Annotated in this window: 16 protein-coding genes; 9 read left to right on the top strand and 7 right to left on the bottom strand. The window is 71.6% G+C overall.

Annotated features, from left to right (window positions below):
- Window positions 1-36 precede the first annotated feature (36 nt).
- From dacB to folE, 6 genes are all read left to right on the top strand, one after another.
- Window positions 37-1,446, top strand: coding sequence for a D-alanyl-D-alanine carboxypeptidase/D-alanyl-D-alanine endopeptidase (gene dacB, locus O7595_RS14315; RefSeq protein WP_269729074.1), 1,410 nt, complete (start codon window positions 37-39; stop codon window positions 1,444-1,446).
- Window positions 1,447-1,565: 119 nt separating this feature from the next.
- Window positions 1,566-2,693, top strand: a complete 1,128-nt coding sequence (locus O7595_RS14310; protein WP_269729073.1) for a zinc-dependent metalloprotease — start codon at window positions 1,566-1,568, stop codon at window positions 2,691-2,693.
- A gap of 188 nt (window positions 2,694-2,881) precedes the next feature.
- Window positions 2,882-3,931: a tRNA lysidine(34) synthetase TilS gene (tilS, locus tag O7595_RS14305; RefSeq protein WP_269729072.1), complete on the top strand. Its 1,050-nt coding sequence runs from the start codon at window positions 2,882-2,884 to the stop codon at window positions 3,929-3,931.
- A gap of 63 nt (window positions 3,932-3,994) precedes the next feature.
- Window positions 3,995-4,534: a hypoxanthine phosphoribosyltransferase gene (hpt, locus tag O7595_RS14300; RefSeq protein WP_093660903.1), complete on the top strand. Its 540-nt coding sequence runs from the start codon at window positions 3,995-3,997 to the stop codon at window positions 4,532-4,534.
- 181 nt (window positions 4,535-4,715) lie between these two features.
- Window positions 4,716-6,740 carry an ATP-dependent zinc metalloprotease FtsH gene (gene ftsH, locus O7595_RS14295; RefSeq protein ID WP_269729071.1) on the top strand — a complete coding sequence of 675 codons (2,025 nt, stop codon included), beginning with the start codon at window positions 4,716-4,718 and terminating at the stop codon, window positions 6,738-6,740.
- A gap of 117 nt (window positions 6,741-6,857) precedes the next feature.
- Window positions 6,858-7,463 carry a GTP cyclohydrolase I FolE gene (gene folE, locus O7595_RS14290; RefSeq protein WP_093660899.1) on the top strand — a complete coding sequence of 202 codons (606 nt, stop codon included), beginning with the start codon at window positions 6,858-6,860 and terminating at the stop codon, window positions 7,461-7,463.
- Window positions 7,464-7,592: 129 nt separating this feature from the next.
- On the opposite strand, the gene O7595_RS14285 is transcribed toward folE, so the two are convergent.
- The 6 genes from O7595_RS14285 to O7595_RS14260 form a co-directional block, all read right to left on the bottom strand.
- Window positions 7,593-8,078: a DUF3180 domain-containing protein gene (locus O7595_RS14285; protein WP_269729070.1), complete on the bottom strand. Its 486-nt coding sequence runs from the start codon at window positions 8,076-8,078 to the stop codon at window positions 7,593-7,595.
- 54 nt (window positions 8,079-8,132) lie between these two features.
- Window positions 8,133-8,720, bottom strand: coding sequence for a 2-amino-4-hydroxy-6-hydroxymethyldihydropteridine diphosphokinase (gene folK, locus O7595_RS14280; RefSeq protein ID WP_269729069.1), 588 nt, complete (start codon window positions 8,718-8,720; stop codon window positions 8,133-8,135).
- Window positions 8,717-9,076, bottom strand: a complete 360-nt coding sequence (folB, locus tag O7595_RS14275; RefSeq protein WP_269729068.1) for a dihydroneopterin aldolase — start codon at window positions 9,074-9,076, stop codon at window positions 8,717-8,719. Before folB ends, folK begins: the two co-directional genes overlap by 4 nt.
- 193 nt (window positions 9,077-9,269) lie before the next feature.
- Window positions 9,270-9,731, bottom strand: a complete 462-nt coding sequence (locus tag O7595_RS14270; protein WP_269729067.1) for a nuclear transport factor 2 family protein — start codon at window positions 9,729-9,731, stop codon at window positions 9,270-9,272.
- Window positions 9,728-10,588 (bottom strand): dihydropteroate synthase, encoded by an 861-nt coding sequence (gene folP / locus O7595_RS14265; protein ID WP_269729066.1) that lies wholly within the window; start codon window positions 10,586-10,588, stop codon window positions 9,728-9,730. Before folP ends, O7595_RS14270 begins: the two co-directional genes overlap by 4 nt.
- 260 nt (window positions 10,589-10,848) lie before the next feature.
- A complete protein-coding gene (locus tag O7595_RS14260; protein ID WP_269729065.1) occupies window positions 10,849-12,687 on the bottom strand; it encodes a phosphatidylglycerol lysyltransferase domain-containing protein in 1,839 nt (612 codons plus the stop codon).
- A 146-nt stretch (window positions 12,688-12,833) separates the two neighbouring features.
- Between O7595_RS14260 and O7595_RS14255 the strand changes: the two genes are divergently transcribed.
- Entirely contained in the window at window positions 12,834-13,946 is a 1,113-nt protein-coding gene (locus O7595_RS14255; RefSeq protein ID WP_269729064.1) for an alpha/beta hydrolase, read from the top strand.
- 39 nt (window positions 13,947-13,985) lie between these two features.
- Here the strand turns inward: O7595_RS14255 and O7595_RS14250 are convergent, their stop codons facing one another.
- Complete coding sequence (locus O7595_RS14250; RefSeq protein WP_269729063.1) at window positions 13,986-15,131, bottom strand: ABC transporter ATP-binding protein; 1,146 nt, start codon at window positions 15,129-15,131, stop codon at window positions 13,986-13,988.
- 153 nt (window positions 15,132-15,284) lie between these two features.
- On the opposite strand from O7595_RS14250, the gene O7595_RS14245 reads away from it, so the two are divergent.
- Together O7595_RS14245 and O7595_RS14240 are read left to right on the top strand one after the other, a co-directional pair.
- Window positions 15,285-15,977, top strand: coding sequence for an ABC transporter permease (locus O7595_RS14245; protein WP_269729062.1), 693 nt, complete (start codon window positions 15,285-15,287; stop codon window positions 15,975-15,977).
- Window positions 15,977-16,645, top strand: a complete 669-nt coding sequence (locus tag O7595_RS14240; RefSeq protein WP_269729061.1) for an ABC transporter permease — start codon at window positions 15,977-15,979, stop codon at window positions 16,643-16,645. Before O7595_RS14245 ends, O7595_RS14240 begins: the two co-directional genes overlap by 1 nt.
- Window positions 16,646-16,664: the final 19 nt, after the last annotated feature.

The raw sequence follows: 16,664 nt of genomic DNA, 5'->3' as shown, positions 1-16,664 counted from the left end.
CCTACGCAGGTGTGTGATCGCGAAAGGGGCTGGTCAATGGTGCCCGACCGAGGAACGTGGCAGCTCACGGCGGGTGCGGCCGTGGTCGGCCTGGCCTTCGCGGCCGCGGCGGTGACCGCGGCCGGCCCCTGGGACAACGGTCAGCGTAAGGCCGAGCGCGAGCACGCCGCCGCTCTGGGCCGCGCAGGTGGCGCAGATCACCAGGTCGCGGGGCGGGGACGGGGCGCGGCGGAGGCTCCCGGCCCCGCGCCGGCGCCGAGCGCCCCGGGCGTGCTTTCCGCGGCGAGCGCCCCCCAGGCGCCGTCCGCCGCGCCCGCCGCCCTGGCCGGGGTCCTCGGCCCCCTGCTCGACGATCCGGGGCTCGGTCCGCTGCGCACCGCCTCCGTCGTGGACGTCACCACCGGCAGGCAGCTGTACGGGCGGGGCGCGGGCACGGCCATGACCCCGGCCTCCACGATCAAGATCGCCACCGCCGCTGCCGTGCTGTCCGCCACCGGCCCCGCGCACCGCATCCCGACCAAGGTCGTCGCCGCCCCCGACTTCCGTGCGGTCACCCTGGTCGGCGGCGGGGACCCCACGCTCGACACGGCCCGGCTGCGGGCCCTCGCCGACGGGACCGCCAAAGCCCTGCGCGACCGGGGCGTCACCACGGTCCGCCTCTCCTACGACACCTCGCTCTACGAAGGTCCGGTGACCCACCCCATCGGTGCCGGGAACGACAACATCGCCCCCGTCACCGCCCTGATGATCAACGAGGGGCGCCTCGACGACTCGACCGAAGGCAGCGCCCGACGCAGCGCCGACCCGGCCGGCGACGCCGCCCGCGCCTTCGTCGGACTGCTCGGCGAACGCGGTGTGAACACCGCTTCCGGCCCCACCCCGGGCCGGGCCCCCGCCGAGGGACCCGCCCTCGCCGCCACGTACTCCGCGCCGGTCCCGGCGCTCGTGGAGCGGATGCTGACCAACAGCGACAACGACATCGCCGAGGCACTGGCCCGGCAGACCGCGCTCGCCACGCGCCGCCCCGCGAGCTTCGCCGGGGCGGAGGCCGCGGTCACCGACCGGCTCAAGCGGCTGAAGCTGCCCATGACCGGCGCGCGCTTCGCCGACGGCAGCGGACTGAACCGGGCAGACAAGGTCTCGGCCGCACTCCTCACCACGCTGCTGGTCCGGGCCGCCGACCCCGCCCACCCCGAGCTCCGCCCCGTGCTCACGGGCCTGCCGATCGCGGGTTTCACGGGCACCTTGAGCGGCCGCGCGGCCGCCGGGTCCGGCGGTCTCGTGCGCGCCAAGACCGGCACGCTCAGGGGCGTGGACACCCTCGCCGGTACGGCGCTGTCGGCCGACGGCAGACTGCTCGCCTTCGCCTTCCTCGCCGGTGACACGCCGTCCGCGGGCGCCGCCCGTCCCGCCCTCGACCGCCTCGCGGCGGCCCTCCTGCCCTGACGGACCCGCCGCCTCGGGCCGGGCGGCCCGCCGCGCCGGTACCGGGCCCCGGGCCCGCCCCGGGTCGCGGAGGTGCCGACGCCTCACCGTGTTCCGGGGTGACAACGTACGGTTGACGCATGACGAGCATCGGTGGTGCCGAGATGGTCGACTGGAACCTCGCGGTCGCGACCGCGATCCGCCTCGTCCGGCCGGGGCCGGACATCACCCGGGAAGAGGCACGTGCCGTCGTCGCCGAACTGCGCCGGCACGCCAAGGCCTCCGAGGAGCACGTCCGTGCCTTCACCCGCATGATCCCCGACGGCCACGAGCCCGAGGACACCCCGGTCCTCGTCGTCGACCGGCCGGGTTGGGTCAGGGCCAATGTCGCGGGCTTCCGCGAGCTGCTGAGGCCCCTGCTCGACAAGATGCAGGAGCGCCGCGCCGGCACCGCGGGCGGAGCCGTGCTCGGCGCCGTCGGCGGCAAGGTGACCGGTGTCGAGCTGGGCATGCTGCTGTCGTTCCTGGCCTCCCGAGTCCTCGGCCAGTACGAGACCTTCGCCCCGCCCACGCGCGAGCTGCCCGGCGCGCCGGGCAGCGGCGGAAGGCTGCTCCTGGTCGCCCCCAACATCGTCCACGTCGAACGCGAACTCGACGTCGACCCGCACGACTTCCGGCTGTGGGTGAGTCTCCACGAGGAGACCCACCGCACCCAGTTCACCGCCGTGCCCTGGCTGCGCGACCACCTCGAGGGCGAGATCCAGTCATTCCTCGCCGAGACCGACGTGGATCCCATGACCGTGCTGGAGCGGCTTCGCGAGGCCGCCCAGACGCTCGCGGGCGGCCGTCCCGAGGGAGAGGAGGACGAGGGCCGGTCACTGGTCGAGATCGTCCAGAGTCCCGAGCAGCGCGAGATCCTCGGCCGGCTCACCGCCGTGATGTCCCTGCTCGAGGGCCATGCGGACTTCGTCATGGACGGCGTGGGGCCCCAGGTCGTGCCGTCCGTGGGCGAGATCCGCGAGAAGTTCCAGCAGCGCCGCGCCCGGGGCGCCTCCCGCCTCGACCTGGCATTGCGCAAGCTCCTCGGCCTGGACGCCAAGCTGCGCCAGTACCGGGACGGCGAGCGGTTCGTACGGGCCGTCGTCGAGGAGGTCGGAATGGAGGGCTTCAACCGCGTCTGGACCTCGCCGAACACCCTGCCCACCAAGGCGGAGATCGCCGCACCGGCGGACTGGATCGCCAGGGTGCACCGGAGGGCCGAACCCTGACCCCCGCGGTCGGCGGCAGAAGGCTGCCCTCGTAATCACCCGTCCGAGGGACCGTAGGCAATGGGTAGGCGTGCAATGCTCGGGGAACGGCACGGTTCTGTCACCATCGAGACACTCTGAGTGACCGAAACTCCCGGCCCCCACCCTCCTCACGGAGGCACCCCCCGACTTCACGAAGGGCACCGGACATGGGTCCGCATCCTGCGGTCGCGGCGATACGCCTGGCGGTCCGCCGCGTACTCCACGACGTACTCAACGAACTGAACGACATCCCGAGCGCCGCCTCCTCCTGCGGGCGCTCCACGGTCACCCGGGGCCCCGACGGCCGCCCCGTCGTGCTCGTCGCCTGCTCAGGCGGTGCCGACTCCATGGCGCTCGCCTCCGCCCTCGCCTTCGAGGCCCCCAAACTGGCCGTCCGCGCCGGCGCCGTCACCATCGACCACGGTCTGCAGGCCGGCTCCGATCTCCGTGCCGCCGAGGTCGCCGGCCGACTCACCGCCATGGGCCTCGACCCCGTCGAGGCCGTCGCCGTGACCGTCGGACGCGCCGGCGGCCCCGAGGCCGCCGCCCGTGACGCACGCTACGCCGCCCTCGACGAGGCCGCGGAGCGCCACGGCGCCGCCGCCGTGCTCCTCGGGCACACCCGCGACGACCAGGCGGAGACCGTCCTCCTCGGCCTCGCCCGGGGCTCCGGCATCCGCTCGCTCTCCGGGATGGCGGCCGTCTCGGGTGCCCGCCGCCGCTACCGGCGCCCCTTCCTCCAGCTCGACCGCCAGACCGCGCGCAAGGCGTGCCTCGTCCAGCACCTGCCCGTCTGGGACGACCCGATGAACGCCGACCCCGCCTACACCCGCTCCCGGCTGCGCCACGAGGGTCTGCCCGCACTGGAGAAGGCGCTCGGCAAGGGCGTCGTGGAGGCGCTGGCGCGCACCGCCCGGCTCTCCCGCGACGACGCCGACGCCCTGGACACCTGGGCCGCCCAGGCAGACGAGACCGTCCGTGACGACGCCGGACTGCTCGAATGCGCCAAGCTCCATGCGCTGCCCCCTGCCGTCCGCCGCCGGGTCCTCCGGCGCGCCCTGGTGGCAGCCGGTTCACCTGCGGGTTCACTCTTCGCCCGGCACGTCGAGGAGGTCGAGCGGCTCATCGTGGGATGGCGGGGCCAGAAGCCACTGAACCTGCCCGGCCGGGTCGAGGCGCGCCGCCAGGGTGGCAGACTGGTCATTCGGCAGAGCTGAGCCGGCAGCGGGCCGGGCGCCGGGACGCCGAGACAGAAAGCGACGCGGGTGAACGAGAAGGACATGGGCGCCGATCTCAAATCGGTACTCATCACCAAGGAAGAGATCGACGCGAAGCTGGCCGAGCTGGCCGCGAAGATCGATGCGGAGTACGCGGGCAAGGACCTGCTCATCGTCGGAGTCCTCAAGGGCGCCGTGATGGTGATGGCGGACCTGGCGCGTGCGCTGTCCACCCCCGTCACCATGGACTGGATGGCGGTGTCCTCGTACGGCGCGGGCACCCAGTCCTCCGGTGTGGTCCGCATCCTCAAGGATCTGGACACCGACATCAAGGGCAAGCACGTCCTGATCGTCGAGGACATCATCGACTCCGGGCTGACCCTGTCCTGGCTGTTGTCGAACCTCGGCTCCCGCGAGCCGGCCTCGCTGGAGGTCTGCACGCTGCTCCGCAAGCCGGACGCCGCGAAGGTCGCGATCGACGTGAAGTGGATCGGGTTCGACATCCCGAACGAGTTCGTCGTCGGATACGGCCTCGACTACGCCGAGAAGTACCGCAACCTCCCGTTCGTGGGTACCCTCGCGCCCCACGTGTACGGGGGCTGAGGCGCGGACGCGCCCCGGGAACCCCGGCCGCCTTCCCGCCGTTGGAGCATGGGAAGGCGGTCCCGGGTGACAATGCTGGGGTACCGTCCGAAGAACAGTCTTTTACTCAGTCTCACAGCAGCAGTCTCAGAGCAGCACTCACCTACGGGCAGGAGGGACGGGGCGGCACCGCTCCGTATGGATGGACGTGAAGCGATACTTCCGTGGGCCGGTCATGTGGATCGTGCTGGCCGTCCTCGCCGTGGTCGTGCTGATGCAGGTCGTCGGCTCGTCGGGCGGCTACAAGACGGTGGACACCGCGAAGGTTGTCCAGGCGATCACCAAGAACCAGGTCGAACAGGCCAAGCTGACCACCGGCGACGAGCAGATCATCAAGATCGAGCTGAAGGACGGCCAGAAGGTCGACGGCAGCGACAAGGTCCAGGCGAGCTACATCGGCGACCAGGGCGTCGAGCTGGCCACGACCCTGCAGCAGAAGTACGACGCGGGTGAGATCGAGAAGGGCTACACGGTCTCGCCCGAGCGGCAGAGCCCGTTCCTCTCGGTGCTCCTCTCGCTGCTGCCCTTCGTGCTCATCGTGGTCGTCTTCCTGTTCCTGATGAACCAGATGCAGGGCGGCGGCTCCCGGGTCATGAACTTCGGGAAGTCCAAGGCCAAGCTCATCACCAAGGACACGCCGAAGACCACGTTCTCCGACGTGGCCGGATCGGACGAGGCCGTCGAGGAGCTCCACGAGATCAAGGAGTTCCTGCAGGAGCCGGCGAAGTTCCAGGCCGTCGGTGCCAAGATCCCGAAGGGCGTGCTGCTGTACGGCCCGCCCGGGACGGGCAAGACGCTGCTCGCGCGCGCCGTCGCCGGCGAGGCGGGCGTGCCGTTCTACTCGATCTCCGGTTCCGACTTCGTCGAGATGTTCGTCGGTGTCGGTGCCTCCCGTGTCCGCGACCTCTTCGAGCAGGCCAAGGCGAACGCCCCGGCGATCGTGTTCGTCGACGAGATCGACGCGGTGGGTCGCCACCGCGGCGCCGGACTCGGCGGCGGCCACGACGAGCGCGAGCAGACCCTCAACCAGCTCCTCGTCGAGATGGACGGCTTCGACGTGAAGGGCGGCGTCATCCTGATCGCCGCCACCAACCGGCCGGACATCCTCGACCCGGCGCTGCTCCGCCCGGGCCGCTTCGACCGGCAGATCGCCGTCGACCGCCCGGACATGCAGGGCCGTCTGGAGATCCTCAAGGTCCACCAGAAGGGCAAGCCGGTCGCCCCGGACGTCGACCTCTCGGCCGTCGCCCGCCGCACCCCCGGCTTCACCGGTGCCGATCTGTCGAACGTGCTGAACGAGGCCGCCCTGCTGACGGCCCGCAGCGACAAGAAGCTGATCGACAACCACTTCCTGGACGAGGCGATCGACCGCGTCGTCGCGGGCCCGCAGAAGCGGACCCGGATCATGTCCGACAAGGAGAAGAAGATCACCGCGTACCACGAGGGCGGACACGCCCTGGTCGCGGCGGCCTCCCCGAACTCCGACCCGGTCCACAAGATCACGATCCTGTCCCGCGGCCGGGCCCTCGGCTACACGATGGTGCTCCCGGACGAGGACAAGTACTCGACCACGCGCAATGAGATGCTCGACCAGCTGGCGTACATGCTGGGCGGCCGCGCGGCCGAGGAGCTCGTCTTCCACGACCCGACCACGGGCGCGGCGAACGACATCGAGAAGGCCACGGCCACGGCCCGCGCCATGGTCACGCAGTACGGCATGACCGAGCGTCTCGGCGCGATCAAGTTCGGCGGGGACAACTCGGAGCCGTTCCTGGGCCGTGAGATGGCGCACCAGCGCGACTACTCGGAAGAGGTCGCCGCGCTGGTCGACGAGGAGGTCAAGAAGCTCATCGAGGCCGCGCACAACGAGGCCTGGGAGATCCTGGTCGAGAACCGCGACGTCCTCGACAACCTCGTCCTCGCGCTGCTGGAGAAGGAGACCCTCGGCAAGGAGGAGATCGCCGAGATCTTCGCCCCGATCGTGAAGCGCCCGGCCCGTCCGGCGTGGACCGGTTCCTCCCGCCGCACGCCGTCCACCCGTCCGCCGGTGCTGTCGCCGAAGGAGCTCGCCCTCACCAACGGCGCCAACGGGACCTCGGCCCCGACGGTGACGGATGTCACCAAGGCCCCCAAGGAAGCGGTCCAGGAGGAGCGTCCGGACGCCTGACCAGGCGTGATGCATCGGCGATGACCGCCGGACCGGAATGAACGCCGCACTTCCCAGGTTCTAGCCTGGGAAGTGCGGCGTTTTCGCGCCACGGCAGAGCACAGGAACGAGGCACAGATGACCGACCCGGTGACGCTGGACGGCGAGGGCACGATCGGCGAGTTCGACGAGAAGCGCGCCGAGAACGCCGTACGCGAGCTCCTCATCGCAGTCGGAGAGGACCCGGACCGCGAGGGTCTCAAGGAGACCCCGGCGCGGGTGGCACGGGCGTACAAGGAGATATTCGCGGGACTCTGGCAGCAGCCGGAGGACGTGCTCACCACGACCTTCGACCTCGGTCACGACGAGATGGTCCTGGTCAAGGACATCGAGCTGGTGAGCTGCTGCGAGCATCACCTGGTGCCGTTCCGGGGTGTGGCCCATGTCGGCTACATCCCGTCGACCACGGGCAAGATCACGGGCCTCTCCAAGCTCGCCCGCCTCGTCGACGTCTTCGCCCGGCGTCCCCAGGTGCAGGAGCGTCTGACCACGCAGATCGCCGACTCCCTGATGGAGATCCTGGAGCCGCGCGGGGTGATCGTGGTCATCGAGTGCGAGCACATGTGCATGTCGATGCGCGGCATCCGCAAGCCCGGGGCCAAGACGATCACCTCGGCGGTTCGCGGTCAGCTTCGCGACGTCGCCACCCGCAACGAGGCGATGAGCCTGATCATGGCGCGCTGAGCCGTCCACCGCCCGCAGGGCCGCGGGCGGCTCGCCCTCCGCCCCGGCCGGTGCGCACGTATCGCGCGCACCGTACGACCGAAGCACCCCCGGCCTCGCCGGGGGTGCTTCGTCGTCAGCAGGCCGGAGTCAGCGAGCCGGTACCTGGCCGGTGCCGTCGTCCTCGTCCTCCGGGAGTTTGCAGACCCGCTCCAGGAAGAGCCCCGCGGCGATCACCGCGATGCCCGCCAGGACCGCGAAGCCCGCGTAGATCGCCTGGTCGCGCCGGGCCGGGACGTCGAGGGAGCCGAGCAGGAAGACGCCCACGCCGCCGTACACCCCGCTGACGAGTGCCGCCACCAGGGCGCTCGCCTGACCGAAGACGACCGCGCGGGCGGCCATCAGCGGCTCGACGCCCTTCGCCCCGGGCCGGCGCTCCCGCTGGGCCCGCAGCCGGGCGCGCAGCGACAGCGCGGTCGCCAGCAGGATCGCGGCGATCGCCGCCAGGACGATCGGGGCGGCCAGCGGCACGCTCGGCAGCGTGCCCACCGAGTCCCACAGCCGGGCGCCGCCCCACGACAGCACTCCGGCCACCACGAACAGCCCGGCCAGTACCCCAAGCCGTAGTTGCTTCACCGCACGCCCCTGTGTCCTTCGTCTTGGTGCCGGAGACCCTGAAGAGCGTAACGACTACTCGGGCAGGCGGAGTTCCAGGTCCACACGATGAGCGACACCCGTCCGGCCCACACCGGCCAGCAGCTCCGCGATCCCGCCCAGGCCCGGCAGCTGGGCCTCGGGCTCCACGTCGTGCCACGGGGCGAGGACGAAGGCCCTCTCGTGCGCACGCGGGTGCGGAAGGGTGAGGAGCGGATCGTTTGAGACCACGTCCGCGTACGCCACGATGTCGACGTCGATCGTGCGCGGGCCCCAGCGCTCCTCGCGCACCCGGTCGAACGCCTCCTCGATCGCCTGGCCGCGCTCCAGCAGGGAGCTGGGCGGCAGCGTCGTCTTCACGAGCACCACCGCGTTGAAGTACGACGGCTGTGTGCCCGGCTCGACGCCCCACGGCTCCGTCTCGTACACGGGGGAGACCGCCTTGACCCGGATGCCGGGGGTGTCCTCCAGCAGATCGATGGCGCCCTGGATCGTCTCCAGCCGGTTGCCGAGGTTGGAGCCGAGCGCGATCACCGCCCGTTTGGGGTTGGACAGGGTGATGTCGGCCGCGTCGACCTGCTCGACGACGGCGGTGGGCACGGGCTGCACGGTGGGGTCGCTCATGCACGGCTCCGGGTGATCGTGATGGTGACATCGTCGAACGGGACGGTGATCGGGGCGTCCGGCTTGTGCACGACGACCTCGACCTCCTGGACGCCGGCGTGCTCGAGGCACCGCTGGGCGATGCGCTCGGCCAGCGTCTCGATCAGGTCCACCGGCTCCCCCTGGACGACGCCGACGACCTCCTCCGCCACCACTCCGTAGTGGACGGTCTTCGCCAGGTCGTCGTCGGCCGCCGCGGGACGGGTGTCGAGGCCGAGCACCAGGTCCACGACGAAGGTCTGGCCCTCCTCGCGCTCCCGGGGGAAGACGCCGTGGTGCCCGCGGGCCCTCAGGCCGCGCAGCGCGACACGATCCACGCGAATCACTCCTGCTGTCGTAGTCCGGCGCGCACGCGGCCGCGTGCGGGCGGCAGCAGTGCACGGATTCGAATCTACCTGCGGGCTCGGACACGACCTGCCCACGGGGGCCGTGGACGGAACCGTCACCGGCTGGTGGCGGCGCCTACCCCGCAGCCGCGGAAACGAACCTCCCACGAGCGGGTTTACCCACTCACGGGGTGGATTCGCCGTCCTCCTCGTCGTCCGATTCCGCCAGAACGGGCGAACCGTGATGTGACCAGATTCTCCACCCGTAGGGTGTGCGGCGGAACACATTGGTGGCCACGACCAGCTGCCCGACGAGGGGGCCGAGCTCGCCGGCCTCCTCCGCCGGGCCGCCGCTGAGGATGTTCTCGGTGCAGGTGACGACGGCGGTGTCGCCGGACACGCTCACCCGCACGTCGGTGAGGAAGAACTGGATGTACTCGGTGTTCGCCATGATCAGGGCGTACGAGCGCAGCACCTCGCCGCGCCCCGAGAGGACCGGCCAGCCCGGGTGCACGCAGGAGATGGCGTCGGCCTCCCCGCCGTCCAGCCAGAGGCCGGAGATCTCCTCGAAGTCGCCCCGTTCCATGGCCTCGTAGAAGGCGGTGTTCGCCGCTTCCACGTTCTCGACGTCGGTACGCGGGGTCACCGGGCTCCCTCGACCGCCCGCGCGACCCGCACGGCGTCCGCCGTGGCCCGCACCTCGTGGACCCGGACCGCCCAGGCGCCGTCGTGGGCGGCGATCGCGGAGACCGCGGCGGTGGCGGCGTCCCGCTCGCGTGCGGGCGGCGGGGTCGCGGCGCCGTCGGCCAGCACGTGGCCGAGGAACCGCTTGCGGGAGGCCGCGACGAGCAGCGGCCTGCCCAGGGCGCGCAGCTCGGGGAGGTGCGCGACGAGCGCGAGGTCGTGCGCGGCCTGCTTGGCGAAGCCGAGGCCCGGGTCGACGATGATCCGTTCGGCGGCGACTCCGCGCGAGACCACGGCGTCGATCCGCTCGCGCAGTTCCGCGGCGACCTCGGCGACGACGTCCCCGTACACGGCCCGGTTGTTCATGTCCTCGCTGAAGCCGCGCCAGTGCATGACCACGAAGGGCACCTCCGCGGCGGCGACGGCCGGGATCATCTGCGGGTCGGCGAGCCCCCCGGAGACGTCGTTCACGAGGACGGCGCCGGCCGCGACCGCCTGGGCGGCCACCGAGGCGCGCATGGTGTCGACGGAGACGGTGACGCCCTCACCGGCCAGGCCCCGGACCACGGGGAGCACCCGCCGCAGCTCCTCCTCCTCGTCGACGCGGGAGGCGCCGGGGCGGGTGGACTCACCGCCGACGTCCACCAGGTCGGCGCCCTCCGCGACGAGGTCGAGGCCGTGCTTGACGGCGGCCGTGGTGTCGAACCAGCGGCCCCCGTCGGAGAAGGAGTCGGGGGTCACGTTGACGACCCCCATGACCGCACAGCGGTCCCACTCCGGCAGGTCCGTGACCGTGCCCCGTCCGCGCAACGTACTCATACGACCAGCCTAGTGCCGCCCCGGGCGGGGTTGGCCCGTCGAGGAGCGGCGTCCGGTGGGTGGGGCCTCCCCCCGGCCCTTTCGGGTCGAGCGGAAGTCTCGCCGGGCGCCTGATCGGCCTCGTGGTGGGCCTGTTCGGTCGAGTCGGCAACGCGGCGAGTCGCCGTGCCGGGCCCGGACCCGGTGGCCGTGCCGTGCCCGATGCGGCTCCGGGCCCGGAAGCGGTCCGTCCGTGCCGCCGCCCCCGCGGCACGGCCCCGCTACGCCGCGCGTACCTCGTGCTCGCCGGTGGCGGCCGGGCGGATGTGGGCGCAGGGGCGGGGTGAGCGGGCCGTCCGGCGGCGGAACGGGCGCGGCACGGCCAGGGTCACGAAGCCCTCCGCCTGCATGGCGGCGAATCCGATCCGGGGCAGGTCGCGGTTCTTGCGGAAGACCACGAAGCGGGGCTCCCAGCGCGGCCGGAACTTGGCGTTGAACTTGTACAGCGACTCGATCTGGAACCAGCGGGAGAGGAAGACCAGCAGTCCCCGCCAGACCCGCAGGACCGGACCCGCGCCCAGCTGCTCACCACGGGCGAGCGCCGAGCGGAACATCGCGAAGTTCAGCGAGACCCGGGCGATGCCGAGCCTGGGGGAGGCCTGCAGGGCGGCGACGATGAGCAGTTCGTTCATGCCGGGATCGGCCGACCGGTCGCGGCGCATCAGGTCCAGGGACATGCCGTCGGCCCCCCACGGAACGAAGTGGAGTACGGCCTTCAGGTCGCCGTACGGCCCCGGCTCGCCGTCGTCGGCCTTGTGCGCGGTGGCGATCACGCTGTCGCCGTCCGAGGCGTCGCCGATCCGGCCGAGGGCCATGGAGAAGCCGCGCTCGGTGTCGGTGCCGCGCCAGTCGTCCGCGGCCCGGCGTATCCGCTCCAGCTCGCCGTCGGAGAGGTCACGCACGCGGCGGACGCGGGTCTCGTAGCCGTTGCGCTCGATGCGCTTCACCATCTGGCGCACGTTCCGCATGGCGCGCCCGGTGAGTGAGAAATCCGGGACGTCCACCACCGCCTCGTCGCCGAGCTCCAGGGCGTCGAGGCCGGTCTCGCGGGTCCACACCTGGCCGCCGGTCTCGGAGCACCCCATGACGGCCGGGGTCCAGGAGTGGGCCTTGGCCTCGTCCATGAAGCGCTCGATGGCGCCCGGCCATGCCTCGACGTCGCCGATCGGGTCGCCGCTGGCGAGCATGACGCCGGAGACGACGCGGTAGGTGACGGCCGCCTTGCCGCTGGGGGAGAAGACGACGCCCTTGTCGCGGCGGAGCGCGAAGTGGCCCAGGGAGTCGCGGCCGCCGTGCTTCTCCAGCAGCTCGCGGAGCCTGGTCTCGTCGTCCGTCGTGAGGGTGGCGGCCGGGTGCTCGGGGCGGAAGGCCAGGTAGATCGTGGTCACGGCGGTGATCAGGCCGAGCGCGCCGAGCGAGTAGCCGACGGTCCAGTCGACGCCGTTCTCGTACCCGACCGGCCCTTCGAAGCCGAACAGCCCGAGCAGGACGTGCTCGAGACGGTCGGCGAGGCTGGGGCTGCCGATGACCCTGCCCGGGTGGGCGCTGACGACGGCCAGACCGAGACCGATCGACCCGGCGCCCATCAGGACGAAGTTGGCGAGCGCCTTCCACCGACTGCGCGGGTCGGGCAGGGCGGCGAACTCGCCCCGGTGGCGCAGCAGCAGGGCCAGCAGTGCCAGCGACAGCAGGACGCCGATGATCGAGTGGCGGTAGACGAACTGTGCGGCGGCGCCGGCGGGCAGCAGGATCACCGCGGCCCGCCAGGCGCGCCGCTTGTGCCGCTTGAGCCCGTGCGCGAGGAGCAGCAGCAGGACGCCGGCGCTGAGCGACAGCGCTGCGGCGAACGGGCCGAGGGCTCCGGGGAGTACCTCGGCGAGGGCGTGCATCCGGCTGTGCCGGAAGCGCGGGAACACCCCGGCGGCGATGTCGATCAGGCCGATGAAGGTGCAGGCCGTGCCGACCAGCGCAGGAACGGATTCGGCGCGCGGGCCGCGGAGGATCCGGCGTACGCGTTCCGGAACCAAGCCCGACTTATCCCCATCTATGGTGACAGACATCGCTTCCTGAGGCTCTCGAGAGAGATCGTGGAGTCCGCGGCCGCAGAACGTTCGGCCCGGACGATTTGCGCTCTCTAGGACGGCACTTCCGGGCGGCGGGTTCATTGAATCTCAGGAAATTCTCACGGAAGAAGCTCGAACGCCTCATGGGTCTCACCAGTAACAAGGTTCTGGCGCTGGCCGTTCTGGCCGCCGCGGCTCTCTTCGCGGCGACGATCTGGCTGTGGCCACGGCTCTCCCGACGAGGCTGGCGCGCGGTCCTCGGCCGGGTGGGGCTGCTGCTGGCGACGCAGTTCGCCCTCTTCGCCGCGGTGGGCCTGGCCGCGAACAAGTCCTTCCTCTTCTACGGCTCCTGGGCCGATCTCCTCGGCCAGGAGCAGGAGATGGGCGTGGTCGTGGACCACTCGGCGAGCAGCAGGACGGTCAAGGTGGTCGGCAAGCAGAAGCTGGACGTCCCGGGGAGCTCGCGGCCGGAGACGGGCGGTCAGATCCAGAAGGTCGTGATCGTGGGCGAGAGGTCGGGGATCGACAGCCCGGCGTACGTGTACCTGCCGCCCGAGTACTTCCAGCCCGCCCATGCGAAGAGGACCTTTCCCGTGAGCGTCGTGCTGACCGGCTACCCGGGCACCGCGGAGAACCTGCTCAAGGGCCTCAAGTACCCGAGAACGGCGTTCATGCAGGCCCGCGAGGGGCGCATGCAGCCGATGATCCTGGTGATGCTCCGGCCGACGGTGGCGCCGCCCAGGGACACCGAGTGCGTCGACGTCCCGGACGGGCCGCAGACGGAGACGTTCTTCGCGAAGGACCTGCCGGCCGCCGTGTCGGAGACCTACCGGGTCGGTGCCAACCCTCGTAGCTGGGGCATCATGGGCAATTCGACGGGTGGCTACTGCGCGCTGAAGATAGCGCTCCACCACCCCGAGCGGTTCGCGGCCGGAGCGGGACTCTCCGCGTACTACAAGGCCGCGGAGGACCCGACGACCGGCGACCTCTTCCACGGGAACCAGCACGAGCGCAAGCGCGCGAACCTGTTGTGGAGCCTGGACCACCGGTCGCGGGGCGCCTCCTCGTTCCTGGTGACCACGTCCGAGCAGGGCGAGGGGAACCTCGAGGGGACGCGGGACTTCATCGGGAAGGTGAGGGCGCCCGCCCGCGTCTCGTCGATCACGCTGGACAGCGGCGGGCACAACTTCAACACCTGGCGCCGTGAGATCCCGCCGGCGCTGGTGTGGATGAGCGGCCGGCTCAGCGCGGCGTGACGCCCGGCTCCCGCGCCTGAGCCCGGCCTCCGGGCCGGTTCAGCCGGACGGCACCCTGTCGATGTCCACCGCGGTACGCGGTACGTCCTGGGCGTCCGCGTCGATGGAGCGGCGCAGGGCCTCGTGCAGGCGCCCCGGGGTCAGCACCCCGAGGAAACGCCCCTTCTCCTCCTCGTCGACGACCGCGATCCACCCCGCGTCGTGCTGCAGCATCGTGGAGAACGCCTGCTTCAGGGAGGCGCCGACGGGCAGCCACGCGTCCATGCGGCGGGCGTGCTCCCGCACGGTGCCCGTGCCGCCGGCGTGCTCGGCGGAGATCCAGCCGTGCAGATCGCCGCCGGGGTCCAGGACGACGGCCCAGGGCGCGTCCAGTGTGCGGGGCAGTGGGTCGTCGAGACGGACCACGGGCGGCTGCTCGAGGTCGCCCTCCTCGACGGGGGTGACGGACAGCCGCTTGAGGCCCCGGTCGGTACCGACGAAATCCGCCACGTACGGGGTCGCCGGTGCCCCCAGCACGGCGGCCGGGGCGCCGAACTGCTCGATCCGGCCCTGGCCGTAGACGGCGATGCGGTCACCGAGCCGGACGGCCTCCTCGATGTCGTGGGTGACGAAGAGCACCGTCTTGCGGACCCTGGCCTGCAGCTTGAGGAACTCGCTCTGCAGACGCTCCCGCACGACCGGGTCGACGGCGCCGAACGGCTCGTCCATCAGCAGTACCGGCGGATCGGCCGCCAGGGCCCGGGCCACGCCCACGCGCTGGCGCTGGCCGCCCGAGAGCTGTTCGGGGTAGCGGTCGCCGTACACGCGGGGGTCGAGGCCGACGAGATCGAGGAGTTCGGCGGCGCGCTCACGGCCCCTCGCGCGCTTCCAGCCGAGGAGGCGGGGTACGGTCGCGGTGTTCTCCAGGACCGTCTTGTGCGGGAAGAGGCCCACCTGCTGGATGACATAGCCGATCCGGCGCCGCAGTTGGACGGGATCGACGATGGATATGTCCTCTCCGTCCATGAATATCCGGCCCTCCGTCGGCTCGATGAGGCGGTTGACCATCTTCATGGTGGTCGTCTTGCCGCAGCCGGACGGTCCCACGAGCGTGACCAGTTCACCCGCGGCGACCTCGAAGGAGAGGTCGTCCACCGCGGTGGTGCCGTCCGGGTAGCGCTTGGTCACGTGCTCGAATCGGATCATGGTTCCCCATTGTGACGGGTGGCGGCGGGCCTTGTGTGAAGACGGTGTCGCCGGAACGCGAAGCTCCTCGGCGATTGTCGGTGGCGGGGGTTAGGGTCGGTTCTCGTTCGGCAACCGGTCGAACAGGCCGGAGGCGAGGACGGGGGTGGCGCCGTGGCGGGCCGAGGCTGCCTGGTCACGAACGACTGGATCTGCGGTGAGTACCTGCGCTCCCGCAGCCAGGAGTTGATCGACGCAACGGTGCAGCACATCGGGATCACGGCCGCCTCGGTCGCGATCGGACTCGTCGTCTCCTTTCCGCTGGCGCTTCTCGCACGCAGCCGGCCCCGGTTCGCCGGCCCCGTCCTCGGGCTGACGACCGTTCTCTACACGATCCCGTCGCTGGCCATGTTCTCCCTGCTGCTGCCCTTCTTCGGGCTCTCGGCGGCCCTGGTGGTCACGGGCCTGGTGCTGTACTCGCTGACGATCCTGGTGCGGAACACGGTGGCGGGGCTGGAGGCGGTTCCCGCGGAGGCCCGTGAGGCCGCCCGGGGCATGGGCTACGGCCAGGCCCGGCTGCTCTGGGAGGTCGAACTCCCGCTCGCCCTGCCCGCGCTGATGGCGGGCCTGCGGATCGCGACGGTCTCGACGGTCGCTCTCACCACCGTCGGCTCGATCGTCGGCCGCGGCGGCCTCGGCAATCTCATCGAGGACGCGCTGCCCAGCTTCTTCAAGGCGCAGGTGCTGACCGCCTCCGTGCTCTGCGTGCTTCTCGCGGTCGCCGCGGACCTGCTGCTGCTCGGCGTGCAGAGGCTGCTCACGCCCTGGGCCCGAATACGTGCCGCCGGGACCCGGGGGGCCCACTGATGGACGTACTGGCCAGGACCTGGACATGGCTCGGCACCGGCGCCAACTGGGCGGGGGAGGGGGGAGCCTGGCACCGGCTGGGCGAGCATCTGTACGTCAGCGGCGTCGCCATGGCCCTGGCCTGTGCCGTCGCTCTGCCCATCGCGCTGTATCTGGGACATGTCGGACGTGGCGGCGCGCTGGCCGTGAACCTGTCGAACGCCGGTCGGGCCGTGCCCGTCTTCGCGGTGCTCGCGCTGTTCATGGTCACACCGCTGCGCAGCGCCGGATACCTCCCGACGATCGTCGCCCTGGTGCTGTTCGCCGTGCCGCCCCTGCTCACCAACGCCTATGTGGGCATGCGGGAGGTCGACCGGGCGGTCGTCGAGGCCGCGCGAGGCATGGGCATGTCGGGCGGGCAGCTCTTCGTCCGGGTCGAGCTGCCCCTCGCGTATCCGATGGTCATGACGGGGCTGCGGTCCGCGGCGGTCCAGATCGTCGCCACCGCGACGATCGCGGCGATGGTCGGGCAGGGCGGCCTCGGACGCATCATCACGGCCGGTTTCAACACGTACGACACTCCGCAGGTGGTAGCGGGCGCCCTGCTCGTGGCCGTGCTCGCCCTCCTCGTGGAGGCCGTGCTGGTGGCGGTGGACCGTTTGTTCAGTCCGCTCCGGAAGACCGTGTGACGACTCACTCCCTTGGATG

The organism is Streptomyces sp. WMMC940 (assembly GCF_027460265.1).
In the GTDB taxonomy this organism is placed as follows: domain Bacteria; phylum Actinomycetota; class Actinomycetes; order Streptomycetales; family Streptomycetaceae; genus Streptomyces.
This window is presented reverse-complemented; position numbering and strand designations above follow the sequence as displayed.

What these genes read in the sequence shown, in the direction of transcription:
- folK (WP_269729069.1), bottom strand. Translation starts at nt 8,720, where the DNA reads ATGAGCGACCCCACCGTGCAGCCCGTGCCCACCGCCGTCGTCGAGCAG.
- hpt (WP_093660903.1), top strand. Translation starts at nt 3,995, where the DNA reads ATGGGCGCCGATCTCAAATCGGTACTCATCACCAAGGAAGAGATCGAC.
- O7595_RS14255 (WP_269729064.1), top strand. Translation starts at nt 12,834, where the DNA reads ATGGGTCTCACCAGTAACAAGGTTCTGGCGCTGGCCGTTCTGGCCGCC.
- O7595_RS14250 (WP_269729063.1), bottom strand. Translation starts at nt 15,131, where the DNA reads ATGATCCGATTCGAGCACGTGACCAAGCGCTACCCGGACGGCACCACC.
- folE (WP_093660899.1), top strand. Translation starts at nt 6,858, where the DNA reads ATGACCGACCCGGTGACGCTGGACGGCGAGGGCACGATCGGCGAGTTC.
- O7595_RS14260 (WP_269729065.1), bottom strand. Translation starts at nt 12,687, where the DNA reads ATGTCTGTCACCATAGATGGGGATAAGTCGGGCTTGGTTCCGGAACGC.
- O7595_RS14310 (WP_269729073.1), top strand. Translation starts at nt 1,566, where the DNA reads ATGACGAGCATCGGTGGTGCCGAGATGGTCGACTGGAACCTCGCGGTC.
- tilS (WP_269729072.1), top strand. Translation starts at nt 2,882, where the DNA reads ATGGGTCCGCATCCTGCGGTCGCGGCGATACGCCTGGCGGTCCGCCGC.
- dacB (WP_269729074.1), top strand. Translation starts at nt 37, where the DNA reads ATGGTGCCCGACCGAGGAACGTGGCAGCTCACGGCGGGTGCGGCCGTG.
- folP (WP_269729066.1), bottom strand. Translation starts at nt 10,588, where the DNA reads ATGAGTACGTTGCGCGGACGGGGCACGGTCACGGACCTGCCGGAGTGG.
- ftsH (WP_269729071.1), top strand. Translation starts at nt 4,716, where the DNA reads ATGGACGTGAAGCGATACTTCCGTGGGCCGGTCATGTGGATCGTGCTG.
- O7595_RS14240 (WP_269729061.1), top strand. Translation starts at nt 15,977, where the DNA reads ATGGACGTACTGGCCAGGACCTGGACATGGCTCGGCACCGGCGCCAAC.